The sequence below is a fragment of the Microtetraspora sp. NBRC 16547 genome (genome assembly GCF_030268965.1).
GTDB lineage: Bacteria > Actinomycetota > Actinomycetes > Streptosporangiales > Streptosporangiaceae > Microtetraspora.
In genome coordinates this window covers 173,591-198,430 of the sequence record NZ_BSSE01000004.1, presented here as the reverse complement: position 1 = coordinate 198,430, position 24,840 = coordinate 173,591, and the positions used below count along the sequence as shown (strand labels likewise).

The 24,840-nt window shown below is 71.1% G+C and carries 22 protein-coding genes; 9 read left to right on the top strand and 13 right to left on the bottom strand.

Features of this window, described 5'->3' with window-relative positions; all coding sequences use genetic code 11:
- Positions 1-66: 66 nt before the first annotated feature.
- From QSK17_RS08310 to mfd, 7 genes are all read right to left on the bottom strand, one after another.
- Entirely contained in the window at positions 67-1,026 is a 960-nt protein-coding gene (locus QSK17_RS08310; protein WP_285703940.1) for a Ppx/GppA phosphatase family protein, read from the bottom strand.
- The gene (locus QSK17_RS08305) at positions 1,023-1,538 is read right to left on the bottom strand and encodes a DUF501 domain-containing protein (RefSeq protein WP_285703939.1); all 516 of its coding nucleotides are present in this window, start codon (positions 1,536-1,538) and stop codon (positions 1,023-1,025) included. The genes QSK17_RS08310 and QSK17_RS08305 overlap by 4 nt, the downstream gene beginning before the upstream one ends.
- Before the next feature lie 13 nt (positions 1,539-1,551).
- Complete coding sequence (locus QSK17_RS08300) at positions 1,552-1,950, bottom strand: FtsB family cell division protein (protein ID WP_285703938.1); 399 nt, start codon at positions 1,948-1,950, stop codon at positions 1,552-1,554.
- Positions 1,951-1,999: 49 nt separating this feature from the next.
- Positions 2,000-3,280 carry a phosphopyruvate hydratase gene (gene eno, locus QSK17_RS08295; protein ID WP_285703937.1) on the bottom strand — a complete coding sequence of 427 codons (1,281 nt, stop codon included), beginning with the start codon at positions 3,278-3,280 and terminating at the stop codon, positions 2,000-2,002.
- Between the two features lie 88 nt (positions 3,281-3,368).
- Positions 3,369-4,328 (bottom strand): nucleoside triphosphate pyrophosphohydrolase, encoded by a 960-nt coding sequence (locus QSK17_RS08290; protein ID WP_285703936.1) that lies wholly within the window; start codon positions 4,326-4,328, stop codon positions 3,369-3,371.
- 18 nt (positions 4,329-4,346) lie between these two features.
- On the bottom strand, positions 4,347-4,946 hold the full coding sequence (locus tag QSK17_RS08285; RefSeq protein ID WP_285703935.1) for a SurA N-terminal domain-containing protein: 600 nt from the start codon (positions 4,944-4,946) through the stop codon (positions 4,347-4,349).
- 59 nt (positions 4,947-5,005) lie between these two features.
- Positions 5,006-8,491 carry a transcription-repair coupling factor gene (gene mfd, locus QSK17_RS08280; RefSeq protein ID WP_285703934.1) on the bottom strand — a complete coding sequence of 1,162 codons (3,486 nt, stop codon included), beginning with the start codon at positions 8,489-8,491 and terminating at the stop codon, positions 5,006-5,008.
- Between the two features lie 155 nt (positions 8,492-8,646).
- Between mfd and QSK17_RS08275 the strand changes: the two genes are divergently transcribed.
- The 3 genes from QSK17_RS08275 to QSK17_RS08265 all read left to right on the top strand — a co-directional run bounded on the left by QSK17_RS08275 (position 8,647) and on the right by QSK17_RS08265 (position 11,884).
- Entirely contained in the window at positions 8,647-9,393 is a 747-nt protein-coding gene (locus QSK17_RS08275; protein WP_285703931.1) for a class I SAM-dependent methyltransferase, read from the top strand.
- A 240-nt stretch (positions 9,394-9,633) separates the two neighbouring features.
- Positions 9,634-10,860: an adenylyl-sulfate kinase gene (gene cysC / locus QSK17_RS08270; protein ID WP_285703930.1), complete on the top strand. Its 1,227-nt coding sequence runs from the start codon at positions 9,634-9,636 to the stop codon at positions 10,858-10,860.
- A 121-nt stretch (positions 10,861-10,981) separates the two neighbouring features.
- Complete coding sequence (locus QSK17_RS08265; RefSeq protein WP_285703929.1) at positions 10,982-11,884, top strand: sulfite exporter TauE/SafE family protein; 903 nt, start codon at positions 10,982-10,984, stop codon at positions 11,882-11,884.
- Here the strand turns inward: QSK17_RS08265 and QSK17_RS08260 are convergent.
- Positions 11,856-12,896 (bottom strand): glycoside hydrolase family 26 protein, encoded by a 1,041-nt coding sequence (locus QSK17_RS08260; protein ID WP_285703928.1) that lies wholly within the window; start codon positions 12,894-12,896, stop codon positions 11,856-11,858. The genes QSK17_RS08265 and QSK17_RS08260 overlap by 29 nt on opposite strands.
- A 189-nt stretch (positions 12,897-13,085) precedes the next feature.
- On the opposite strand from QSK17_RS08260, the gene QSK17_RS08255 reads away from it, so the two are divergent.
- From QSK17_RS08255 to QSK17_RS08230, 6 genes are read left to right on the top strand one after another with little or no spacing between them, the layout of a single operon-like run.
- Positions 13,086-14,303, top strand: a complete 1,218-nt coding sequence (locus tag QSK17_RS08255; RefSeq protein ID WP_285703927.1) for a Wzz/FepE/Etk N-terminal domain-containing protein — start codon at positions 13,086-13,088, stop codon at positions 14,301-14,303.
- The gene (locus tag QSK17_RS08250; protein ID WP_285703926.1) at positions 14,300-15,790 is read left to right on the top strand and encodes a hypothetical protein; all 1,491 of its coding nucleotides are present in this window, start codon (positions 14,300-14,302) and stop codon (positions 15,788-15,790) included. The genes QSK17_RS08255 and QSK17_RS08250 overlap by 4 nt, the downstream gene beginning before the upstream one ends.
- A complete protein-coding gene (locus QSK17_RS08245) occupies positions 15,783-16,688 on the top strand; it encodes a hypothetical protein (protein WP_285703925.1) in 906 nt (301 codons plus the stop codon). Before QSK17_RS08250 ends, QSK17_RS08245 begins: the two co-directional genes overlap by 8 nt.
- On the top strand, positions 16,685-17,566 hold the full coding sequence (locus QSK17_RS08240; protein ID WP_285703924.1) for a sulfotransferase domain-containing protein: 882 nt from the start codon (positions 16,685-16,687) through the stop codon (positions 17,564-17,566). Before QSK17_RS08245 ends, QSK17_RS08240 begins: the two co-directional genes overlap by 4 nt.
- Entirely contained in the window at positions 17,509-18,849 is a 1,341-nt protein-coding gene (locus QSK17_RS08235; RefSeq protein WP_285703923.1) for a lipopolysaccharide biosynthesis protein, read from the top strand. The genes QSK17_RS08240 and QSK17_RS08235 overlap by 58 nt, the downstream gene beginning before the upstream one ends.
- Entirely contained in the window at positions 18,846-19,859 is a 1,014-nt protein-coding gene (locus QSK17_RS08230) for a sulfotransferase (protein WP_285703922.1), read from the top strand. Before QSK17_RS08235 ends, QSK17_RS08230 begins: the two co-directional genes overlap by 4 nt.
- On the opposite strand, the gene QSK17_RS08225 is transcribed toward QSK17_RS08230, so the two are convergent.
- The 5 genes from QSK17_RS08225 to cysD form a co-directional block, all read right to left on the bottom strand.
- Positions 19,807-20,634, bottom strand: a complete 828-nt coding sequence (locus QSK17_RS08225; RefSeq protein ID WP_285703921.1) for a WecB/TagA/CpsF family glycosyltransferase — start codon at positions 20,632-20,634, stop codon at positions 19,807-19,809. The two genes, QSK17_RS08230 and QSK17_RS08225, sit on opposite strands and share 53 nt — an antisense overlap.
- 68 nt (positions 20,635-20,702) lie before the next feature.
- A complete protein-coding gene (locus QSK17_RS08220) occupies positions 20,703-21,608 on the bottom strand; it encodes a glycosyltransferase family 2 protein (protein ID WP_285703920.1) in 906 nt (301 codons plus the stop codon).
- Positions 21,609-21,619: 11 nt separating this feature from the next.
- Positions 21,620-22,576, bottom strand: coding sequence for a sulfotransferase (locus QSK17_RS08215; RefSeq protein ID WP_285703919.1), 957 nt, complete (start codon positions 22,574-22,576; stop codon positions 21,620-21,622).
- Between the two features lie 79 nt (positions 22,577-22,655).
- Complete coding sequence (gene cysN / locus QSK17_RS08210) at positions 22,656-23,918, bottom strand: sulfate adenylyltransferase subunit CysN (protein WP_285703918.1); 1,263 nt, start codon at positions 23,916-23,918, stop codon at positions 22,656-22,658.
- Entirely contained in the window at positions 23,918-24,832 is a 915-nt protein-coding gene (gene cysD, locus QSK17_RS08205) for a sulfate adenylyltransferase subunit CysD (protein WP_285703916.1), read from the bottom strand. The genes cysN and cysD overlap by 1 nt, the downstream gene beginning before the upstream one ends.
- Between the last annotated feature and the right edge of the window lie 8 nt (positions 24,833-24,840).

Genomic DNA, 24,840 nt, shown 5'->3' with positions numbered 1-24,840 from the left:
ACAGTACTGTGCAATGCGCAATAGTGGCAACAGCGGGAACCCTGAGGTCCCCTGCCGGGAGAAAGATCAGACGAGCGACCAGGCGATGCCGTCGAGAATGTCGTGTTCGCTGACGACGACCTCCGCGAAGCCGTACCTGCGCACGATGCGGTCCAGGATGAGCGCCCCGGCGCCGATGACGTCCACCCGGCCCGGGTGCATCACCGGGATCGCGGCGCGCCCCTCATGCGTGGACGCGAGCAGCCCGGCGGAGACCTCGTGCACCGTCCCGGCCGGGATCCGGGAGTGGTGGATCAGCGCCGAGTCGTACGCGGGCAGGCCGAGGGCGATGCCCGCGACCGTGGTGACCGAACCGGCCAGCCCGACCAGGCTCCGGGCCACACGGACCGGCACGGCCTCCTCGACCCGGTCCATCGCGGCCTCGATGTCGGCGATCATCGCTCGCACGGCCTGCTCATCCGGCGGATCCTGCCGGATGTGGCGCTCGGTCAGCCGTACGCACCCGATGTCGACCGACAGCGCCCCGTCGACGGCGTCCGCGTCGACGACGAACTCCGTCGAGCCGCCGCCGATGTCCACGACGAGATAGGGCGCCTCGGGACCGAGCGCGGCCAGGCCGCGCGTCGCGCCGGTGAACGACAGGCGGGCCTCCTCGGCGCCTGTCACCACCTCGGGTTCGACACCGAAGATCTCGCGGACGCCGACCGTGAACTCCTCGCGGTTGGAGGCGTCCCGCGTCGCGCTGGTCGCCACGACCCGGACCGGCATCACGTCGGCGGGACGGGCACCGGGCGCGCCTCCGCCGTGCTCCACGATCAGCTTCGCGTAGCCGCGCATGGCGGTGAAGGTGCGCTCCAGGGCCTCGGGCGCGAGCCTGCCGGTGCGGTCGACCCCCTGGCCGAGCCGCACGATCTCCATCAGGCGCTCGACGTCTGCGGGCTCGCCGCGCTCCGGATCCGCGGGAAGGTCGGCGATCAGCAGGCGCACGGAGTTCGTGCCGCAGTCGATCGCGGCCACCCGGGTCATGCCCGCTCCTCCGCGCACGAGCCCACGCAGGGCCCGTCCGCCCACCAGTCGGGGAGGGCGTCCAGCGCCTCCCGCCCGAACGGGTTGACTCCCGGCACGGCCAGCTCGTGGCCCACCAGGGCGTGCAGGCACTTGACCCGCTCCGGCATGCCTCCGGCGCTCTGCATCTCGCGCGGAAGCGGCTCCAGGCCCTCTTCCTCCGCCGCCCTGTCCCGGCGCGCGACATAGTCCTCGTGCGCCGCGCGGTAGGCCGCCGCGAGCTCCGGATCCTCGGCCAGCCTGGCCTGCATCTCCCGCATCAGCCCGGACGACTCCAGCGTGCCGATCGCGGACGCCGCCCTGGGACAGGTCAGGTAGAACAGCGTCGGGAACGGCGAGCCGTCGGGCAGCCGAGGCGCCGTCTCCACCACGTCGGGCAGGCCGCAGGGACACCGGTGCGCCACCGCACGGGCCCCGCGCGGCGGGCGCCCGAGCTGCGCCTGGACGGCCGCCAGATCGGCCGGATCAACCACCCTCGAAACTCCTTCAGGAAGCGGCCTTCTGGCCGTCGCCGGTGTCCGCCGCCCGGACGGACTGCCAGATCGTCACGTACCACGGCGTGGTGGCGGCCTGCTTCCGCTCGGCCTTCACCGGAACCGTCTTGTCCTTGCCGTCGAGCAGGACATAGCACTTGGCGTCGGGCTCGCAGTAGTGCAACCGCTTCTTCGCGAGCTGCTTGACGTACTCCGGGTCCTCCAGCTTCCTGCGCTGTTCCTCCAGGTTGCGCAGGTGCTGGAGCGCCTGTGCCTGCTCCTGCTCGTACGCGGCGATCTGCCGCCGCTGGGCGATGTACTCCCGGAAGGGGTAGGCCAGGCTCATCGCGATCGCGCACACGACGACGGCGAGGATCGCCGCGCGTCCCGTCAGCTGCGGCCGTTTCGCCAACTCCAACCACCTCCGGAACACCCCCGGCGGGGCATCGTCTCAGTTAGGGCTAGCTCTGGAACCGCGGGAAGGCGGTCCGGCCGGCGTAACGGGCGGCGTCGTCGAGCAGCTCCTCGATGCGCAGGAGCTGGTTGTACTTGGCGACGCGGTCGGAACGGGCCGGGGCGCCGGTCTTGATCTGGCCGCAGTTGGTCGCGACGGCCAGGTCGGCGATCGTGGTGTCCTCGGTCTCACCGGAGCGGTGGCTCATCATGCAGCGGTAGCCGCTGCGGTGGGCGAGCTCGACCGCGTCGAGGGTCTCGGACAGCGTGCCGATCTGGTTGACCTTGACCAGCAGGGCGTTCGCGGCGCCCTCGCGGATGCCGCGCTCCAGCCGCTCCGGGTTGGTGACGAACAGGTCGTCGCCGACGAGCTGGACCTTGGCGCCGAGGGCGGCGGTGATGGCCTTCCAGCCCTCCCAGTCCTCCTCGTTCAGCGGGTCCTCGATGGAGACCAGCGGGTAGGAGCGGACGAGGTCCTCGTAGAAGGCGATCAGCTCGGCGGCGGACAGGCCCTTGCCGTCGATCGTGTAGACGCCGTCGGCGTGGAACTCGGAGGCGGCGACGTCGAGCGCGAGGGCGATGTCCTGGCCGGGGGTGTACCCCGCCTTCTCGATGGCCACGAGGATCAGGTCGAGCGCGTCGCGGTTGGACGGGAGGTTCGGCGCGAAGCCGCCCTCGTCGCCCAGGCCCGTGGCGTAGCCCTTCTCCTTCAGCACGCTCTTGAGCGAGTGGTAGGTCTCGGTGCCCATGCGCAGGGCCTCGGAGAACGTCTCGGCTCCGATCGGTGCGATCATGAACTCCTGGATGTCCACGTTGGTGTCGGCGTGCGCGCCGCCGTTCAGGATGTTCATCATCGGCACGGGCAGGATGTGCGCGTTCGGGCCGCCGACGTAACGGAACAGCGGCAGGTCGGCGCTGTCGGCCGCGGCCTTCGCGACGGCCAGCGAGACGCCGAGGATCGCGTTGGCGCCGAGGCGGGCCTTGTTCGGCGAGCCGTCCAGGTCGATCATCGTCTGGTCGATCAGGCGCTGCTCCTCGGCGTCGAAGCCGATGATCTCGTCGGCGATCTCGTCCGTCACGCCGAGGACGGCCTTCTCGACACCCTTGCCGAGGTATCGCCTCTTGTCGCCGTCGCGCAGCTCGACAGCCTCGAACTGGCCTGTGGAGGCGCCGCTCGGGACCGCGGCGCGGCCGGTGCTGTGGTCATCGAGCAGGACTTCGACCTCGACCGTGGGGTTGCCACGGGAGTCCAGGATCTCGCGGGCGGTAACGGCCTCGATGGCAGCCACGGATCGCTCCTAGCAATGTCGCGGGCAGTTTGCCTCACGAGCCTATCGGCCCTTACTACCCGGTACGGCTACCGCCCCATTGGCCCCGTTACGTGCGGGTCTCCCACTCCTCCACCCGGGACCGGTACGCCCGGGCCGCCGCCCGCAGTTCGGCCTCCGGGTCCAGTCCGCGCTCCCCCGCGAGCCGTACGAGGTCGAACAGCCGCGCGCCGAGCTCGGAGGGCAGGTCCACCGCCAGGTCGGCGGGAGCGCCGGCGCGCTCCGCGCGGCGCAGCAACTGAGCGGCCAGGGACAACGCGGGCTGGCCCATGGGCACGCCGGCGACGGCGGACTCCGGCGTCCCCTTGGCCGCGCGCTCGGCGGCCTTGATGGTCTCCCAGTTGTCGCTGACCTCGTCGGCGCCTGACACGCGCGTGCTGGCGAAGACGTGCGGGTGGCGGCGGACCAGCTTCTCGACGATGCCGGCCGCCACGTCGTCGATGTCGAACCCGTCCTCGTCCGGCAGCCGCTCCTGCGCGACGCGCGAGTGGAACATCACCTGGAGCAGCAGGTCGCCGAGCTCCTCGCGGAGCGCCGCCCGGTCGCCCTCCTCGATCGTCTCCAGGACCTCGTAGGACTCCTCGACGAGGTACGGCACGAGCGACTCGTGGGTCTGCTCGCGATCCCACGGGCATTCCCGCCGGAGCCGGTCCATGACACGGACGAGGTCGAGCAGCCTGGCGCCGGGCAGGTCGTACGACCCCGGGAGCACCTCGATCACCGGAGGCTCGTCGAGGGCGATCGCCGCCTGGCCCAGCGCCCGCATGAAGTCCTCCTCGCCGTCCTGCGCGGCCAGCCACACGATCGTGTCCGTACGACCGTCGCGGGCGAGGGCGGCGGCGTCGGGAGTCACCGTCTCTACCTCGATCCCCGCCTCGGCGAGGAAGGGCAGGTAGGGGTGATCGGCCGACGCCGTGCGGACGGGGTAGCGGCCGAGCGCCGCCCACGCCTGCGCGGTCAGCAGCCCCGGGGCGACCCGGGGCGACGTCGTCAGGATGATCAGCGCCATGCCGCGAAGAGCACCGGCCTACTCGGAGGGGACCGCGCCGAGGCGATCGTCGGCGACGAAGCCCTGCTGCGGGTCGAACTTGCCGTACCGCGGGCTGAAGCTGACCGGGACGGCGGCGTCCGCCTCCTGGCCGACCTTGATCATCGCGGCCTGCCTGCTCTGCTGGTCGTTGCCCGCGCCCGCCTGCATCATCAGCTTCTGCTGGATGAGGACCGTCCGGAGGGTGTCCCGGCCCATGGAGAGCGGGATGCCGCTGGACAGCAGCATCTCGTCCATCTTCGCCTGACCGCCGTTCTGGGTGACGAAGCCGTCGATCTCGCTCTCGGTGACGGTGACGCCCTTCCGCCGGGCGAGCTCGGCGTACTGCCGCGCGTTGGCGGTGTTGTACAGAATGAGCTGCGAAACCGACATGCCGAGGTTGAGCTGCTCCTCCGGAATCTTGTGGGAGGCGAGGTCGGCGCGGAACTCGCGGACCTTCGCGTCCACATCGCTGGAGGAGATGCGCTCCCCGCCCACGATGGCGGCGGCGCCGGCCTGGACGGGCCCGCAGGCGCTCAACGCGAGACCCGCGACCGCCATGCCCACGGCTACGGTGACCCGCACACGATACGACTTCACGAACGATCCCTCCGACGACGCAGGCCAGGCAATTGTGCCGATTCTCATAGGTCCGCGGGTCACTGTACCCGCATGGGTTCGAGGAACATGGCCTCGACCAGGTCACCGCACCATTTGAGCAGGTCGAGGTCCCGTAGCGGCTGCCCGCCGATCGGCTTGGTCTTGGGCACCGGGACGAGCAGGGTCTCCGTCGCCTGCTTGACGATCGACTTCGGGTAGAGGCGCTGCAGCCGCACCTGCTGGGAGTCCTTCAGGACCACCGGGGCGAACCTGATCTGCTGGCCCTGCAGGGTCACGTCCGTGAGCCCCGCCTTGCGGGCCCGGATCCGGAACCGCGCCACCTCCAGCAGGTTGTCGACCTCCTGTGGCGGCGTGCCGTACCGGTCGGTGAGCTCCTCGCGCACGGCGGCGATGTCGTCCTCCGAGCCGATCGCGGCGATCCGCTTGTACGCCTCCAGCCGCAGCCGCTCGGACGTCACGTAGCCGTGCGGCACGTGCGCGTTGATCGGCAGCTCGACCTTGACGTCCGGGCGCTCCTCCACCTCCGCCTGGCCGGAGAGCTTGGACTTCTGCTCCTGCACGGCCTCGGCCATCATCCGGACGTACAGGTCGAATCCGACGCCCGCGATGAAGCCGGACTGCTCGGCGCCGAGGATGTTGCCCGCGCCGCGGATCTCCAGGTCCTTCATCGCGACGTACATGCCGGCGCCCATCTCGGTGTGCTGCGCGATCGTGGCCAGCCGCTCGTGGGCGGTCTCGGTCAGCGGCGACTCCGGCGGGTAGAGGAAGTAGGCGTACCCGCGCTCGCGGCCCCGGCCCACCCGGCCGCGGAGCTGGTGGAGCTGCGACAGGCCGTAGTTGTCCGCCCGGTCCACGATCAGCGTGTTGGCGTTGGGCACGTCCAGCCCGGACTCGACGATCGTGGTGGAGACGAGGACGTCGAAGTTCCGCTCCCAGAAGTCCACCATGATCTTTTCGAGCTGCTGCTCGTTCATCTGGCCGTGGGCGACCGCGATGCGGGCCTCGGGGACCAGCTCGTGCAGCCGCGCGGCGACCTTGTCGATGCTGCGCACCCGGTTGTGGACGAAGAACGTCTGGCCGTCGCGCATCAGCTCACGCCGGATGGCCGCCGCGATCTGCTTCTCGTCGTACGGTCCGACGAACGTCAGGATCGGGTGCCGCTCCTCCGGTGGGGTGAGGATCGTGGACATCTCGCGGATGCCGGTGAGCCCCATCTCCAGGGTGCGCGGGATCGGCGTAGCGGACATGGCGAGCACGTCGACCTGGGTACGCAGGTGCTTCATGGCCTCCTTGTGCTCGACGCCGAAACGCTGCTCCTCGTCCACGATGATCAGACCCAGGTCCTTGAACCTGACCTCCGGGGAGAGCAGCCGGTGGGTCCCGATGACCACGTCGACGCCGCCCGCCTTGAGCCCCTCGAGGGTCTCCTTGACCTCGCCGTCGGTCTGGAAACGGGAGACGGGCCGCACGGTGACGGGGAAGCTCGCGAAGCGCTCGCCGAAGGTGGAGAGGTGCTGCTGGACGAGCAGGGTCGTCGGGACCAGCACCGCGACTTGCTTGCCGTCCTGCACGGCCTTGAACGCCGCACGCACCGCGATCTCGGTCTTGCCGTAGCCGACGTCGCCGCAGATCAGCCGGTCCATCGGAACCGACCGCTCCATGTCGCGCTTGACCTCGTCGATCGCCTCCAACTGGTCGCCGGTCTCGGCGTAGGGGAAGGCGTCCTCCATCTCGCGCTGCCACGGGCTGTCGGCGGCGAAGGCGTGGCCGGGCGAGGCCATGCGGGCGGAATAGAGCCGAATCAGCTCACCCGCGATCTCCTTGACGGCCTTCCTGGCTCTGGTCTTGGCCTTGGTCCAGTCGGCGCCGCCCATGCGGTTCAGCGTCGGCGCCTCGCCTCCGACGTACCGCGTGACCTCGTCGAGCTGGTCGGTCGGGACGTAGAGCCGGTCACCCTTGGCGTACTCGATCACGAGGTATTCGCGGGTGGCGCCCTGGACCGTCCGCTGGACCATCTCGACGTAGCGGCCGACGCCGTGCTGCTCGTGCACCACGTGGTCGCCGACCTTGAGCTGGAGCGGGTCCACCATGTTGCGCCGGCGCGACGGCAGCCGCCGCATGTCCTTGGTCGAGGCCTTCTGGCCGACCAGGTCGAGGTGGGTCAGCACGGCGAGCTCGTCGGTCACGAAGCCGTGCTCGACCCGGCCGGTCGTCACCTGGACGACGTCGCGGGCGGGCGGGCCGTCCAGGGAGGGCACCAGACGTGCCGCCACGTCCACGCCCTTGAGCAGCTCGACCATGCGCTCGGCCGGCCCGTGCCCCTCGCTGAGGAGCACCACGGCCTTGCCCGCTCCCAGCCAGCCCTTGATGTCGGCCAGCGCGCGCTGGGTGTCGCCGCGGTACGCCTCGACGTCCTGTGCGCCGATCTCGACGCCCTCGCCGAACGGCGCGATGCTCCACCACGGCTGCCCCAGCTCCCTGGCGTGCTCGTGGATCTCCTCCAATGTGCGGAAGGCGGCCGCCGCGAGGTCGATCGGGGCCTCGCCGCCCGCCGCGGCGGTGATCCAGGACGCCTCGAGGAACTCCTGGCTGGTGTGGACCAGTTCGGCGGCCCGGCCCCGGATGCGCTCCGGGTCGCAGACGAACACCGCCGACCTGACCGGCATGTGGTCGATGAGGAGGTCCATGCCGCCGGCCAGCACCGGGGCGAACGCCTCCATGCCCTCGACCGGCACTCCCTCGGCCAGTTGGTCGAGGACGTCCTTCAGCGCCGGGTGCTCGTCGGCCAGCTCGCGGGCGCGCTGCCGTACGTCGGGGGTGAGGAGCAGCTCGCGGCAGGGCGGGGCGAACACGCCGTCCTGTGCCGCCTCCAGGGAGCGCTGGTCGGCCACCCTGAACCAGCGGATCTCCTCGATCGTGTCACCCCAGAACTCCAGCCGGAGCGGGTGCTCCTCCGTCGGTGGGAAGACGTCGAGCAGGCCGCCGCGCACGGCGACCTCACCGCGCTTCTCCACCATGTCGACGCGGTGGTAGCCGTTCTCCACCAGGTTGGCCACGACCTCGTCCAGCTCGGCGTCGTCACCGGCACGCAGCCGCACCGGCGCGAGGTCCCCCAGACCGGACACGATCGGCTGCAGCAGGGACCTGACCGGCGCCACGACGACGCGCAACGGCCCCGCGCTCGGGTCGCCCTGGACCGGGTGGGCCAGGCGGCGCAGCACGGCGAGGCGCTGGCCGACGGTGTCGCTGCGCGGCGAGAGCCGCTCGTGCGGGAGGGTCTCCCACGCGGGGAACACCGCCACCGACGTCTCGTCGAGGAGGCTCGTCAGCGCGGCGGCCAGGTCCTCCGCCTCTCGTCCGGTGGCCGTCACGGCGAGCACCGGCCGGACGCGCGAGAGCGCCGCGACGGCGAGTGGACGCAGCGCGGCGGGCGCGATCAGATCGGCGCCGTGATCGGACTGGTCGAGCGTCGCGGCCAGGGTCGGTTCAGCGGCGACCAGGTCGAGCAAGCCGGAAAGTGACATGAAGAGCCCCACGATGGCACGGGTCGAACCCCCGGTCGGTGCGAACCGGGGGGCACGTGCTCAAGGCTACGCCCGCCCACCGACGTGCCCGGACAAACCGCTAGCGGCCCCCCGGATACACAACCCTGCGAACATGTCTGATTACTATCGGTGACATGACCGATGTTCGTTCTCCGTCGGCGGGCCACGACGACGTTTTCAGCAAGAAGATCCGCGAGCAATGGACCGAGCAGCTCGGCCGCAAGCTCGACATCCTCGTCGCCGGGTGCGGCCGCGCCAGCACGTCGATCTTCGGCGACGGGAACATGGACAGGTTCGGCTCCCGGGTCAGCGGGATCGACGAGGACCTGCCGACGCTGCGCGCGTACGCCACCAAGCGCGACGACCTGGACTCGTTCACGCTGGGCGACCTGCGCAACGTGCCGATCCCGCAGCGCTCCTATGACGTGATCTTCGTGGACTTCCTGCTGGACCGCATCCGCAACGCCGAGCTCGTGATGGACCGCATGTCCGCCGGGCTGCGTCCCGGCGGACTGATGCTGATCCGGCTCAGGGACAGGAGCTCCGCGTACGGCTTCTGCGACCGGATGCTGCCGTCGTGGGTGCGCCGGATGCTGTGGAAGGGGTTCGTCCCCGCCGGGACGGTGGGCCCGCTGCCCGCCGTCTACGAGCCGGTCAGCTCGCGCGAGGGCATCCAGGCGTACTGCCTCATGCGGGGCCTGATGATCACAGAGGACCACGCCAGGACGAGCGGCCCCGCCTGCCGCGGCCCGCGCGCGAGCATGGTGGAGACGATCTGCCGGATAGTGGACAAGCTCTCGGGCGGGCGTCTGCCCGCCGGACACGACGAGATCATCGTGGTCGTCCGCAAGCCGCAGAACCACTTCGCCCGCCTGATCTGACCCGGCCCACCGGAACCGGCTCGTCTGATCGGGCTCACCCGAACCGGCACCACCCGGCCTCGCCCGACCGGGCCGCTCCACCTGCGGCCCCCCGATCCGGCCTCTCCAGGCGCACGTCGCTCGTCTGCGGCGTCCACGACCACCTCCAAGGGTTAATGTCACCTTCTTGGACGCCGCGCCAGGGGCTGCGCTATGCCCCGGTCGCGGGTTAAGGTAGTTATCCGACTAAGTCGATCGGAAATGGAAGCTATGTCTGAGTGGACCCCCGACGCACGTGAGCTCGCCGACCTGGAACTGCTGCTCTCGGGTGCGTACGCGCCACTCAACGGCTTTCTCGCCTCGGCGGATGTGGCCGAGGTGATCGAGCACGGACGGCTCGCCGACGGCACCCCGTGGCCCGATCCGATCACCATCGCGCTTCCCGACGACATCCCGGTCGGCGCACGGGTCACGCTCAGCGACCCCGAGGGCGCGGCCGTCGCCGTCATGACCGTGCGCGAGCGGGACGGCCACCACGCCGCCGGTCCGGTCGAGGCGCTCGACGCTCCCGCGTACGGACCGTTCGCCCGGCTGCGCCGTACGCCCGAGGACGTGCGCAAGGAGCTGCCGGACGGCGAGATCCTGGCGGTCACCATGCGCGGCCCCCTCGACTCCGCCACGCTCGACGACATCGCCGCCACCGCCGAGGAACTGGAGGCCGGTGTTCTGCTGCTCCCCCTCGTGTTCGGAGAGGGCGGCCCCGCGGTGGTGCGGGCCGCACTCAAGGCGTCCGCCGCGCTGCCCGGCTCCTCGGTGGTCGCGGTGCCGCTCGCGCCGCGCGAGGACGTCGAGATCGACCTGGAACTGCGCGAGCACGTGGCACGCAACTACGGGGCGACCGAGCACTACGCCGGCCCGGCTCCCGTCGTCATCCCCGGGCCGCCGCACCGCCGGGGACTCGTGGTGTTCTTCACCGGCCTGTCCGGCTCCGGCAAGTCCACGATCGCCCGCGGACTGCGCGACGCCCTGCTTGAGCGCGGCGGCCGGGCCGTCACCTACCTGGACGGCGACGTCGTGCGCCGGCTCCTGTCCGCCGGGCTGACGTTCTCCCGCGAGGACCGCGACCACAACATCCGGCGGATCGGCTTCGTCGCCGCCGAGGTCGCCAGGCACGGCGGTCTCGCCATCTGCGCGCCCATCGCGCCGTACGCCGAGACGCGGGAGGAGGTGCGTGCGATGGCCGAGGAGGTCGGCGCCGACTTCCTTCTCGTCCACGTCTCCACGCCGCTGGAGGAGTGCGAACGCCGCGACCGCAAGGGCCTGTACGCCAGGGCCCGAGCCGGGCTCATCCCGGAGTTCACCGGCGTCTCCGACCCGTACGAGGTACCGGAGGACGCCGACCTGACGCTGGACACCACCGGCATGTCCGTGGACCGGGCGGTGTCCGCCGTTCTGAACCTGCTGACGTCCGGAGGGTGGATCCGTTGATCGCAGTGAACGAGGAGCGGTGAGCGACCAGTGGAGCCGGAGCGAACCCGACACAGTGAACGCAGTGGAAGACCGAGGAACGAGGTCATCCGCGCAGTGAACGAGGAGCGGTGAGCGACCAATGGAGATCGATCCGGCCCTGGTGACGGGTTCGTTCCTGGTGGCGATCATCGTCGGGCTGACCGGAATGGGCGGCGGCGCCCTGATGACGCCGATGATGATGTTGTTCTTCAACGTGCCGCCGCTCGCCGCGGTCTCCAGCGATCTCGTGGCGTCGGCGGTCATGAAGCCGGTCGGCGGCATGGTGCACCTGCGCAAGGGGACGGTGAACCTGCGCATGGTGGGCTGGCTGTGTGTGGGCTCGGTTCCCATGGCCTTCGCCGGGGTGTTCGCCGCCCGACTGTTCGGCGAGGGCGAGCGGATGCAGCAGGTCGTCAAGTACGCGCTCGGAGTCGCGTTGCTGCTCGCGCTGGCCGGCCTGCTGGCGAAGTCGCTGCTGAGCCTGCGCCAGGGGGAGGGCGCGATCTCCGCGCGGCATGTCGCCGTGCGCCCAATACCGACTGTACTGATCGGTATGGTCGGCGGCCTGGTCGTGGGGGTGACCTCGGTCGGGTCCGGTTCCCTCATCGTCGTCGCGCTGGTCATGGTGTATCCCGCGCTGCGCGCCAACCAGCTCGTCGGCACGGACCTCGTCCAGGCGGTGCCGCTCGTCGCCTCGGCGGCCGTGGGACACATCCTGTTCGGCGACTTCAAGCTCGATCTCACCGCGTCGTTGCTGCTCGGGTCGGTTCCCGGGGTCTACCTCGGGTCGCGGATCTCGACCTGGGCGCCGGACCAGGTGATCCGGCTCGCACTGGCCGTCGCGCTCCTCGCCTCGGCCCTCAAGCTGCTCGGGGTGGGCAACGTGGCCCTGCTGGTCGTCGTCGCCTGCTTCGGCGTCGCCGCCGCCTTCGGATGGCGGATGGCCAAGGCGCGCGCCGAAGAGGACGGACCGGTCAGCTCGTGGGAACCTGCGTCCCGCTGAAGTACGGCCCGCCGGCCAGGCTGGAGAACGCCCGGTCCGCCGCGGCGGTGGAGTCGAACCGCGTGTCGCCGCGCGGGGCCGCCGGGGAGTCGAAGTACACCAGGGCTTTGATCTGCGGGAACTCGCTGATCTGGCGCGCGACCGAGGCGTAGAACTCCGGCTTGAACTGCGGCATCTGCGGCCGTTCGAAGGCGCCCCACTCGGAGAGCATGATCGGCTTTCCGGGGAAGCGCGACTGCATCCACCGGTAGAACCCCGGCCACTGCGGGTGGTCGGGCCGGGTCTTGTTGACCAGGCTGGCGAAGTCGTGCACCCGCCCGTCGGCGTACGGATCGATCCCGATCCAGTCGACCACGTCGTCGCCGGGATAGAGCTTGTCGAACCACGGCTTGGTGGCCCAGTTGGGCGCCCCCATGTACGTCATCACGGTGACGGCGTTGGTCACTCCCCTGCCGCGCAGCCGGGTGACCACGTGGCGGAACATCGCGACGTAGTCCTCCGCGGAGTAGCCGCCGTCCAGCCGGACGTCGTTCTCCGGCTCGTGGTGGATCGTGAGGAAGAACCGGCTGGGGAAGGTCCGCTTGATGTACGCGGCGAGAGTGTCGATGCGCTGGTCGACCGCACCGTTCGCGACGTCGGCCCAGCTCACGGTCATGGACGGCTTCCAGTTGATCAGTAACAGCCGTCGTCCGTCGGCGACCCGACGCTCCGTGGGCGTGGGGAACAGCTCTTCGCCCCGGTGGTAGACGTGCACGATGTCGGCCCGGCGCCCCATCCGTCGCTCGGCGCGCACGGTGGCCTCGTCCACGCGCCGGCCCGTGAAGATGTCGGGGGCGATGCCCCACCACGCCCCGCAGCTCGGGATGAGTTTGGCGGTGACCGTGCAGGACATCGCGCCACGCGTGCCGAGCCTGCTCTCCAGGTCGGTCCGTACGCCCTGCATCGGAGTGCTCGGCGCGGGAGCGCACCCCGCCAGCAGTCCCGCCAGTCCGATCAGCGCTGTTCGCCGCACGTTTCCCCCTTTGTTTGAACGACCTTGGGGGCAACCTTGCCATTACTCAAGGGAAGACCGAGCGGAACTTTGTGATATCGCACCATCGGACATTTCGCATTAATGATCGCTATTGCGGCGCGATTCGGCGGAAGAAAATCTTTCAATATCCGATGGGGAAAACCACAACCCCGCCTATAGTTCGGGTACATGGTGAGATCTTCTTTTCCGCCACCGCACACCAGGGATCTCGCCGACTACGGTTCGGTTCTCCGCCGCCGTCGGCTGCTCGTCGCGTCATGCCTGCTCATTGGCATCGCGGGCGGCGTCGCACTGCTGGTGGTGACACCCAAGGAATACGCGGCGGTCGCGCAGGTACAGGTTTTCCCGACCGGCATTCAGGATCAGGCCAACCAGGTCACCTCGCGGCAGCGCGAACCCCTCAATCTTGATACAGAGGCGCAAATCGCCCACTCCGCGACAGTCGCCTCCAAAGCCGCCGAAATTTTGAAAAAGCCCGACTCGGAGGAATTGCGGGAACACGCCATCGTGGACGTGCCGCCGAATTCCGCGGTCCTCTCCATCTGGTTCACCGCCGGCGACCCCATTTCGGCCGCGGCAGGAGCCCAGGCGTTCGCCGAGGCGTACCTCCAGAACCGCTCGCTGTCGGCGACCCGAACCCTCGCCGTACAGATGAAGGTGCTGTCCGCCCAGCTGCACGAGGTGGACGGCGAGCTCGGCAAGGCGACCGAGAACGTCGCCACGCTCGCGCGCGGCACCGCGGCGCGCATGGTCGCCGAGCACCAGCAGTCCGTGCTCGGCCGGCAGGTGTACAGCCTCAGCCTCAAGTACAACGCGCTCAAGACCATCGCGATCGTTCCCGGCTCCGTCATCAGCCAGGCGCGTCCCCCGTCGGCCCCCAGCGCGCCGAGCGTCCCGATGTACCTCGGCAGCGGCCTCTTCCTCGGCCTGCTCGCCGGTGCGGGGGCCGCGTTCAGCCGGGACCGCCTGGACACCCGGCTGCGCGCCGCCGCGGACGTCGAGCGCCTCACCACGCTCCCGCTGCTCGCCGACATCCCGCTCCGGGCCGACCCCGCGGCCTTCCGCGGGCTGGCGGCCGGCGTGGTCGCCTCACTCGGCGAGGGATACCACCGGCTGCTGGTCGCCGAACTCGGCACGGTCGCCGGCGGGCCGGTCGCGGAACGCCTCGGCGCCGCGCTCTCCCACCTGGCGCCGGTCGCCGTCGTCACCGACCCCGCGGACCGCCCTGACGCGGCCGTCCTGCTCCTCGGCCTGCGCCGGACCACCTCCACCGAGGTGGCCCAGACCGTACGCCGGCTTGCCCGGCAGGGCACGACCGTGCTCGGCGCGGTCACCGTGCCGCCCACGCTCCCCATGTCGACGCGCTCGATGAAGCAGACCGCATGAGACCCGCGGTGTGGCCCATCGCCGCCCTGCTCGCCGGCTATCCGATCTGGTGGGCGCTCGGCCTGGGCGGGCTCTCGATCGTCGTCGTCGCGGTGCCGATGGCGGTGGTGCTGTGGCGCAGGCGGCCGATCAAGGTGCCGACGGGCATGGGGTTGTGGGTGCTGCTCCTCGCCGGATACGCGATCAGCGCGCTGATGCTGGCCGAGAACCCTCCCGGCACGTACGGCGACCTGTCCACGGGCCGGGTCCTCGGCTATCTGATGCGGTTCGCCGTCTACGCCGCGCTCGCCGTCATGGTGCTCTACCTGGGCAACCTCACCCTCGACGAGCTTCCGCAGCTGACCCTCGTCCGCCTCCTCGGCGTGCTCTTCATCACCACCGTGGCGGGCGGGCTGCTCGGCGTGCTCGCCCCCGGATTCCAGTTCACCGCGCCGGTCGAGATGCTGCTTCCGGACTGGCTCGGCGGGAACTCCTTCGTCAAGAACCTCATCCACCCGACCGCGGCGCAGATGCAGCACGTGCTCGGGCACGCCTCGCCGCGGCCCGAGGCGCCGTTCGAGTGGGCCAACGCCTGGGGCAGCAACATCTCCGTGCTGCTCGTCTGGTTCGTGGTCGGCTGGTGGACGTACGGCGGGCCGTTGCGGCGCGTGGCCGTCGCCGTGCTGCTCCCCGTGGCGGCGATCCCCATCGTGTACTCGCTCAACCGCGGCCTGTGGATCGGGCTCGGGCTGTCCGCGGCGTACCTCGCCTTCCGCGGCCGGCCCCTCGTGGTCGGCACGGCCGTCGTCCTCGCCGGCACGGCGCTGCTGCTGTCCCCGCTCAGCGGGATCGTGGGCCAGCGGCTGGACAATCCGCACAGCAACAACATCCGGGCCTTCACCATGACGTCCACCATCCAGGCCACCACCTCATCGCCGGTCATCGGCTACGGCAACACGCGCAACGCGTACGGCAACTACTCCACGATCACGACGGGCAAGACCGAGTGGTGCCCGACCTGCGGCCACCCCCCGCTCGGCAGCGACGGCCAGCTGTGGCTGACGCTCATCACGCAGGGCTTCGCCGGCGCGGCGCTGTACGTCGGGTTCTTCCTGGGCGCCCTACGGCGCTACTGGCACGACCGGTCGCCGATCGGGAAGGCCGGGACGCTCGTCATGATCCTCGTGCTCTTCTACATGTTCATCTACGACGGCCTGGTGAGCGCGCTGAGCCTCTACCTGATCTCCTTCGCCCTGCTCTGGCGCAACTCGGCCCAGTTCCCGGACCGGCAGCCGGCACGGCGGCAGGCACCGCGTCCGGCCCGGCATTCGGCACAGCATTCGGCCCGGCATTCGGCCCGGTATCCGGCACCGCATCCTGCACCGCATTCAGCGCCGCATTCAGCGCCGCATCCGGCACCGCATTCAGCGCCGCATCCGGCACCGCATCCGGCACAGCATTCGGCGCGGAACCAGGCACCCGGAAACGCGAGGTGGGCGCATGGGTGACGCCAGGGCCCGGCTGCGCTACCTCCACGAGGTGATCGGCCTGCTCTACCCGCCGTCCGCGACCACGAGGCCGAGGACGGTGCTCCCGCATCGCCTCGTCCCCCGGCGGCTCGTGCCGCGTACCCGCTGGCACTCCGTTCTCGGGCGCGGCGGGCGGCTCCTGGTGCCCGACGGCCCCGACACCATCGAGACGTACCTCAGCGAGGTGTTCGGCCGGCACGTCCGCACGGTGCTGCACGTACGGCCCGCCCGCCGGGCCAACCGCAAGCCGATCCTGTCCGCGCACGGCACGGACGGCCTGCTCGGCTTCGTCAAGATCGGGGATTCGGCGCGGGCCCGCGAGCTGGTCCGGCATGAGAGCGCCACCCTGCGCATGCTGGCCGACCGGACGCTGAAGACGATCTCGGTGCCCGTCGTGCTGCACCACGGCCTCTGGCACGACCTGGACGTGCTGGTCGTGTCACCGCTGCCGACCACCTCGGCGGCGGTCCCGTCCGGCCTGCTCACCGCCGCCGTAGCCGAGATCGCCTCCCTCGGCGCATGCGCCTGGCACGGAGACTTCGCGCCGTGGAACATCGCACCCGGTGCGGACGGGCGGCTCCTCGTCTGGGACTGGGAACGGTTCGGCACCGGCGTTCCCCTCGGCTTCGACGCGCTGCACCACTTCCTGCACCGGGTCCTCAAGCGCATGGGCCCGGTGAGCGCCACGCGCGCCTGCCTGGCCCAGGCCGTCCCGCTACTGGCGCCGTTCGGGCTCTCGGCCGCGGAGGCCAGGCGCACCGCCGCGCAGTACCTGATCACGCTCGCCGACCGGCACGACCGAGACGGCCACGAACCGCTCGGACCAGCCTCGACCTGGCTCAACCCACTCGTCGACCACCTGGAGCCCCTGCTGTGAAGTCCACCCTCAAGCGCTCGGCGCACGCCGTCTCCTTGACCACGGGCAGGCTCACCGTGGGGGGCAGGATGCTGCCGTCGTTCCTCATCATCGGCGCGCAGCGGTGCGGCACCACGTCGCTGTACCGCGCGCTCTCCCAGCATCCGCTGATCATGAAGCCGGTGCTGCACAAGGGCGTGCACTACTTCGACATGGCGTACGCGAAGGGTCTGACCTGGTACCAGGCGCACTTTCCCCGAAAGGCCGCGGCCCGGCGGCTGGAACGCCGGCACGGCCACCAGGCGCAGGCGTTCGAGTCGTCGCCGTACTACCTGTTCCACCCGCTCGCCCCGGCGCGGATCGCGTGGGACCTGCCCGGGGCCAAGCTGATCGTGCTGGTCAGGGACCCGGTGGAGCGCGCCTACTCCGCCCACGCGCACGAGCTGGCCCGCGGCTTCGAGACCGAGCAGTCGTTCGAACGCGCCCTGGAGCTGGAGGAGGAGCGCCTCGCCGGTGAGGCGCACCGCCTGCGGGTCTCCCCCCACTCGGCCAGCCACGCCCATCGGCACCACGCCTACGTCGCGCGGGGCCGGTACGCCGAGCAGCTCGCCCGCCTCGAACTGCTCGTCGGGCGCGACCACGTGCTCGTGCTGGACAGCGGCGCGTTCTTCCGCGACCCGCGGCCCGCCTACGATCGGGTCCTCGAGTTCCTCGGCCTGCCCAGGCTCGGGAACCCCGTCTTCGAGCGGCACAACGCCCAGCCGCGCACCGCGGACATGCCCGTCTCGGTACGGCGCCGCCTGGCCGAGCACTTCGCCCCCTGGGACGCCCTGCTCACGCCGTGGCTGGGCGCCGAGCCGTCCTGGCGGTCGGGCGGCGGCCAGGACGCACGCCGGTGACCCGGCGGCGGGATCTCCCGCTGGCCCGCAAGAGCGCGGCCGGGCTGCTGTGCGCCGCGACGGGCGCGGGGGCCCAGTTCCTGGTCGTCCTGGTGGTGACCCGGTCCCTCGCCCCGGCCCACGCCGGGGCGTTCTTCGCGGCCACCGCGCTGTGCCTGATGCTGGCCGGGATCATCCGGCTCGACACCGGGAACGGCCTGGTCTACTTCCTGGCCGGAGCGCCCCGCGAGCCCGAACCCGCGGGCCGGCCGGTGCTGCTGGTCGCGCTGGCCCCTGTCACGGCGCTCTCGCTCGTCATCGCCGCGGCCGTCGCCGTCTTCGGCCACCGGCTCGCCCCGGTGATCGGCGTCCCCGCGAGCGTCTGGCCGGTGCTCGCGGCGGCGCTGCCCGCGGTGGCGATCGCCGACGTCCTGATCGCGGCCACGCGCGGCCTCGGCTCCATGCGCCCCACCCTCTTCCTGACCGGTGTCGCGCAGCCGCTCGGCCAGGTGGCGCTGCTCTCGACCGGCCTGCTCGCCGGAGCGCCCGTCCCGGTCCTGACCGCCGCGTGGGCGCTACCGGCCCTTCCGGTCGGCGCCGTGGCCGCCCGCTGGCTCAGGGGCCGCACCCCGACCGTGCACTGGGGGCGGTTCTGGCGGTACACCGCGCCGCGGTCGGCCGCGGCCGCGATCCAGGCGGTCTTCCAGCGGCTCGACATCGTGATCGTCGCCGCGCTGGCCGGGCCCGCGCCCGCCGCCGTCTACACGGCGGCCACCCGCTTCAAGGTGGTGGGGCAGCTCGCCGGTCAGGGGCTCGCGCAGGCCGTACAGCCGGGGCTTGTCCGGGCGCTCGCCCGGGGCGACCTCGGCCGGGCGAGGGAGCTCTACCAGACGGCGACCATGTGGCTGGTCATGGTCACCTGGCCGGTCTGGCTCGGCTACGCCGCGCTCGCTCCGTGGCTGCTGCAGATCTTCGGCGCGTCGTACTCCCGGGGGACGTCCGTGGCGCTCGTCCTGTCCGCGACGATGATGGTCGCCAGCGCCTGCGGCATGGTCGACGTCCTGCTGATCGCCTCCGGGCACACGACGGCGAGCCTCGTCAACGCCGCCTGCGCGGTCGCCGTGACCATCGTCCTGGATGTGCTCCTCGTTCCCGTCCACGGCGCTCTGGGAGCCGCCCTGGGCTGGTCGGGCGGCGTCCTGCTGAAGAACCTGCTACCGCTCGTCCAGATCTCCCGCCGCTACGGCCTGCGCCCCTTCGGCCGGCACAGCATGGCGGCCTTCGGTCTCAGGGTGGCTGCGTGACCGGCGAACACGTGACCGGCGACCGCGTGCGCGACGGCCGTCCGGGCGGAGACCGCGCGACCGGCGACCGCGTGCGCGACGGCCGCGCGAATGCGGACGGCGCGCCGCTGCTGGTGACGGGACTGCCGCGCAGCGGGACAAGCTGGGCCGGGAAGATGCTCGCGGCGAGCGGCCGCCTGGTCTACGTCAACGAGCCGCTCAATCCGGAGCACCCGCCCGGACGCTGCCCCGGCGTGCTCGACGCGTCCGTGACCCACCGCTTCCAGTACATCTGCCCCGACGACGAGTCGCCCTGGCTGGAGGCGTTCTCGCGCACCGTCGGGCTGCGCTACGGACACCTCGCCGAGCTTCGCCGCAACCGCCGCCCGCGCGACCTCGCCCGCATGGCGAAGTACGGCACGGCGTTCCGGCTCGGCCGGCTCCTCGGACGGCACGCCCTCCTGGACGACCCGTTCGCGCTGTTCTCCGCCGCGTGGTTCTCCCGGCGGCTCGGCTGCCGCGTGGTCGTCCTCGTCCGGGACCCGGTGTCGTTCGTCGGAAGCTGGCAACGGCTCGGCTGGACGGTCTACTTCCACGAGCTACTCGAACAGCCGCTCCTCGTCCGCGACCACCCCTGTGTGGAGGAGCTGCGCCCGCTCATCGGCTCGCAGGACCGCATCGCCAAGGCAGCGGCGCTGTGGCGGGTCGCGCGGCGGGTGACGGACGACCTCGCTGCCGCCGATCCCGGCATCCGGATCGTCGGCTACGAGTCGCTCGCCTCCGCACCGTTGGACGGCTTCCGCGACCTCTACGCCTGGTGCGGCCTGCCGTGGTCGGAGCGCGCGGCCCGCCGGATCCGCGCCGCCTGCACTGCGGCCACCGGCGCACCGGCATCGGGGTTCACCCGGACCGGCCTGTCCAGGACGGCGTTCCGGCCCATGGACTCGCGGGCGGCGCTCGGGACCTACCGGGAGCGGCTCACCCCTGGCGAGGTGTCTCGGATACGCGAGCTGACGTCGGCTCCGCGCTGACCCCGCGCCTGAACAGGCCACCGGCGAGCAGCCGTAGGGCGAAGGGCAGATCGTCCACGAGATAGCGGCGCCCCAACCGGCCCGGCTCGGACAGCAGCCGGAACAGCCACTCCAGGCCCACGCCGCGCATCCATTCCGGCGCACGCCGTACGGCACCGGCGGCGAAGGCGATGGCGGAGCCGCAGCCGACGAACCACGTCCCGGGCAGGTCGGCGCGCAGGACCTCGATCAGGCGGTCCTGCTTGGGGAAGCCCAGCCCGACGAAGACCAGCCCGGGCATCGCGGCGAGCAGGGCGTCCCTGATCGCGGCCACCCCGTCGGGGGAGGACTCGAACCCGTAGGGTGGGCTGTGCGTCCCGGCCACCACGAGGCGCGGATAGCGCGCGCACAGCGTCACCGCGGCCGCGTCGGCCACCCCGGCTGGGCCGCCAAGCAGGTAGACCGGCACGCCGTGGCGCGCCGCCGCCTCCGACAGCGCCCAGATCAGATCGGCGCCGGTCACCCTCCCGGGGAGGGGCGTGCCGAGCATCCGCGCCGCCCATACGAGCGGCATGCCGTCCGCCACGGCGACGTCGGCCCGCCGTACCAGTGCGCGCAGTTCGGCGTCGCGCACGGCCAACCGGCAGATGTCGACGTTCGGGGTGAGCACATGGCCGCCCCGGCCACGGCGCAGGGCCTCGAACACCCGCGTCACGACCTCGTCCTCGGTGAGCGGATCCAGCTCGACTCCGGCGACCGGAACCCGGGCCCGCGTCGCCTGCCCTGGCCGCGTCACCTGCCCTGGCCGCGTCACCTGCACCGGCCGCGTCACCCGCACTGGCCGCGTCGCCTGCCCCGGCCGCATCAGATGCCCCGGCCGCGCGTGTGCAGCAGGCCGAGCACCGTGTGCGCGGACACGAGGCCGGTGGCGACCGCGAGCGCCACGGCGGCGCGCGGCTCGCCACGGTGCGCGGAGAACGCCTTCCACGCCCACCGGCCGGCGTCCCTGCGGTGTCCGAGGGCGGCGTGGTGGAACGCCATCTGGCCGTAGATCCGGGCGGCGCCGCGCGGGTCCGTCTCCAGGTCGGCGTGCCTGGCCAGCATCCACTCCAGCCCGGCGATCCGGTCCGCCCACCTCGTGGCGTATCCGGAGCCGCCCCAGCGCACTCGGACGAGCGGCCGGTCGACGTGCACGATCGGATGCCGCCCCGCCGCGCGCAGCGCGAGATCCCAGTCCTCGTTCTGCCCGCCCGGAGCGCTCTCGTCAACGCGGTAGGCCGCGGCCGTACGGAAGAGGAAGGTCGAGGAGTGCACCATCACCATCCGCGACCTGGTGAGGTCGGCTCGGGTCACCCGCTCGACCCCGGCCAGCCGGGCCACCCGGCGGGAGCCGTACTCCACCTCGATCGAGCAGCTCGCGAAGTCGGCCTCCGGCTCCTCGGCCAGCGCCTCCACCTGGGCGGCGAGCTTGCCGGGCAGCCACAGGTCGTCGTCGTCGCAGAACGCCACCAGATCGGTGTCCAGCTCATCGATGCCGGTGTTACGGGCGCCCGGCAGCCCGGGCGTGCCCCGGTTGGGGATCACCCGGACGCTCCCCCGCGTCGCCGCCACCACGTCGGCGATCTGCTCGGCCGGTCCGGTGACATCGTCGCCGCCGTCGACCACCACGACGACCTGGATCCGCCGGCCGTACTCCTGATCGAGCGCGCCCGCCACCGCCGCCGCGAGCAGCTCGGGCCGGTCCCCCCGAGTGGGGATCACGATGCCCATGGACGGCTTCATCACAGGGCCTCCGGCCGCGGCACCACGCGGTAGCCGTACCGGTGGAGCAGCGGCCAGGTGAGCGCGGTGACCAGCAGCCGGTGGACGAGCGGCAGCGGGGGCCGGCGCTCGCTGAATCGCACCCGCCCGACGGCGAACCGCATCGGATTGCCGGACACGGTGTGCGCCACGCCGAGCAGCGCCTCCTGATCGTCCAGGAACAGCAGCGCGTCACGCGCCCGCGGCAGCCGCAGCTCGGCGGCCAGCTCCCGCAGCGTCTCGGCCGGGCTGTGCAGCAGATCCTCGTACCGGATCCGGACCACGGACACGCCCCGCCTGCGCAGCAGCTCGAAGGCGAGGTTCTGGACGAGCCAGTGGACGGCCGTCCGTCCGGGCGCCCAGCGGGCCATCGGCCGACCGTCCTCCGGCCGGGTCACGTCGCTGCGCCAGGACGCGGCGACCGCTCTCGGATCGCGGACGACATGCACGACCCGCAGGCGCTCCCGGGTCCCCTCGACCGCCGCCAGGCAGTGCGCCAGGGAGGCGTGCTTGCTGGAGTCGATCACCCAGTGCCCGTCGGCCACCTCGGCCGCCGCGGCGTAGACGGAGGCGTAGGTCGAGACGTACGCGCCGAGGTCGGCGGCGCGCCGGCCGCTCCCAGGGCCTCCCGCGCCGCCGAAGGCGAGGAGCGGGACGCGGCGGGTGCGGTCCACCCGGGCGCGCAGGCGGAGCAGGCGGTCGGCCTCACTCGCCTGCCAGCGCCCGAAGGCCAGATTGCCCACCTTGCCCCAGAAAGGGCACCGCGAGAAGGCCTCCCCGCATCCGCACGGCTCGTCGGCATGGATGCCGCGCGCCCAGAGATGGACGACCTCTCCGAGCGGCACGACTCCTGGGAGCTCGCCCAGCAGCCGCTCCAGCAATGTGGTGCCACTGCGGCCGAGCCCACCCACGAAGATCACCGGATGAGCGTCAGTCACGAGCCCTCCACCGTGTGGATGCGAAACGTGACGACTTTATCGCGCTAAGTAATCAGTCGCTCATGGAACGACCAACGATCTACCTCGCGTCGACGATCATCCCGGCGCCGACCGTGCCGTTCGTCGCCTCGTCGATGAGGATGAACCCGCCGGTGAGCCGGTTACGTGAATAGTCGTCGACGAACAACGGCTGAGTGATCCGCAGGGACACCCGGCCGATCTCGTTCAGACCCAGCGACGTCGCCGCCTCGTCCCGGTGCAGCGTGTTGACGTCCAGCCGGTACTGCAGGTCCCTGACCAAGGCCCGTGCCGTACGCGTCGTGTGCTTGATGATCAGCTTGGACCGGGGCTGGAGCTTCACCGAGTCGGCCATCCAGCAGACCATCGCGTCGAGTTCCTGCGCGACGCTCGGCTGGTTGTTCGGCCGGCAGATCAGGTCGCCTCGCGAGATGTCGATGTCGTCCTCCAGCCGGAGGGTGACCGACATGGGCGGGAAGGCCTCCTCGACCGGGCCGTCGAACGTGTCGATCGCCGCGATCCGCGTGTTCAACCCCGACGGCAGGTGCGTGACCTCGTCGCCCGGCTTGAGCACGCCACCGGCCACCTGGCCGGCGTATCCGCGGTAGTCGTGCAGCTCCTGGCTGGTCGCGTTGTGCGGCCTGATCACGTACTGCACGGGGAAGCGCACGTCGACCAGGTTCCGGTCGGAGGCGATGTGCACGTTCTCCAGGTGGTGCAGCAGCGACGTTCCGTGGTACCACGGCATGTTCTCCGAACGGGAGACCACGTTGTCGCCGTGCAGCGCCGAGATCGGGATGAACGTGAGGTCCGCCGCGTTCAGCTTCGACGCGAACGCGGTGAACTCCTCGCGGATCTCCTCGAACCGCTCCTCGGCGTAGTCGACCAGGTCCATCTTGTTCACGGCGAGGACCAGGTGCGGCACGCGCAGCAGCGTGGTCAGGAAGGCGTGCCGCCTCGACTGCTCCAGAACGCCCTTGCGCGCGTCGATCAGGATGATCGCCAGGTCGGCGGTGGACGCGCCGGTGACCATGTTCCGGGTGTACTGGATGTGCCCCGGGGTGTCGGCGATGATGAACTTCCGCTTGGGCGTCGCGAAGTAGCGGTACGCCACGTCGATCGTGATGCCCTGCTCCCGCTCGGCGCGCAGGCCGTCGGTGAGCAGCGACAGGTCGGTGTACTCGGTGCCGCGGTCGCGCGACGTCCGCTCGACCGCCTCAAGCTGGTCCTCGAAGATGGCTTTGGAGTCGAACAGCAGCCGCCCGATCAGGGTGGACTTGCCGTCGTCGACCGAGCCCGCGGTGGCGAAACGAAGGATGTCCATTAGAAGTAGCCCTCCTTCTTGCGGTCCTCCATCGCGGCCTCCGAGGCGCGGTCGTCGGCACGCGTCGCGCCGCGCTCGGTGAGCCGCGTCACCGCGATCTCCTCGATGATCTGCTCGACCGTCACGGCGTTCGACACCACGGCACCGGTGCACGTCACGTCACCGACCGTGCGGTAGCGGACGACGGCCTCGAACAGCGGCTCGTCCTCGTCGCGCTGCACCACTTCGTCGTCCGGGAGCAGCATGCCGTCCCGCTCGAACACGCTGCGGGTGTGCGCGAAGTAGATGGACGGGATCTCGATGCCCTCACGCCGGATGTAGTCCCAGATGTCCAGCTCGGTCCAGTTGGACAGCGGGAACACGCGGATGTGCTCACCCTTGCGGATCTTCGAGTTGTACAGGTTCCACAGCTCGGGGCGCTGGTTCTTCGGATCCCACTGGCCGAAGTCGTCACGGAAGGAGAAGACCCGCTCCTTGGCCCGGGCCTTCTCCTCGTCCCGCCGGGCTCCGCCGAACACGGCGTCGAACTCGTGCTCCTCGATGGCGTCCAGCAGGGTCGTGGTCTGCAGCCGGTTACGCGAAGCGCGCCGCCCGGTCTCCTCAGCGACGCGCCCCGAGTCGATCGAGGCCTGCACGCTGGCCACCACGAGCCGGGCGTTCAGCTCGACGGCCCGCCGGTCGCGGAACTCGATGACCTCGGGGAAGTTGTGCCCCGTGTCCACGTGCATCAGGGGAAACGGGATCGGTGCCGGCCAGAACGCCTTCTCCGCGATGCGGAGCATGACGATGGAGTCCTTACCACCGGAGAACAGCAGACAGGGGCGCTCGAACTCCGCCGCGACCTCACGCATGATGTGGATCGCCTCGGCCTCCAGGACGTCGAGCTGCGACGTCGTATAGTCGCGCTGAAGCATAGGGATTC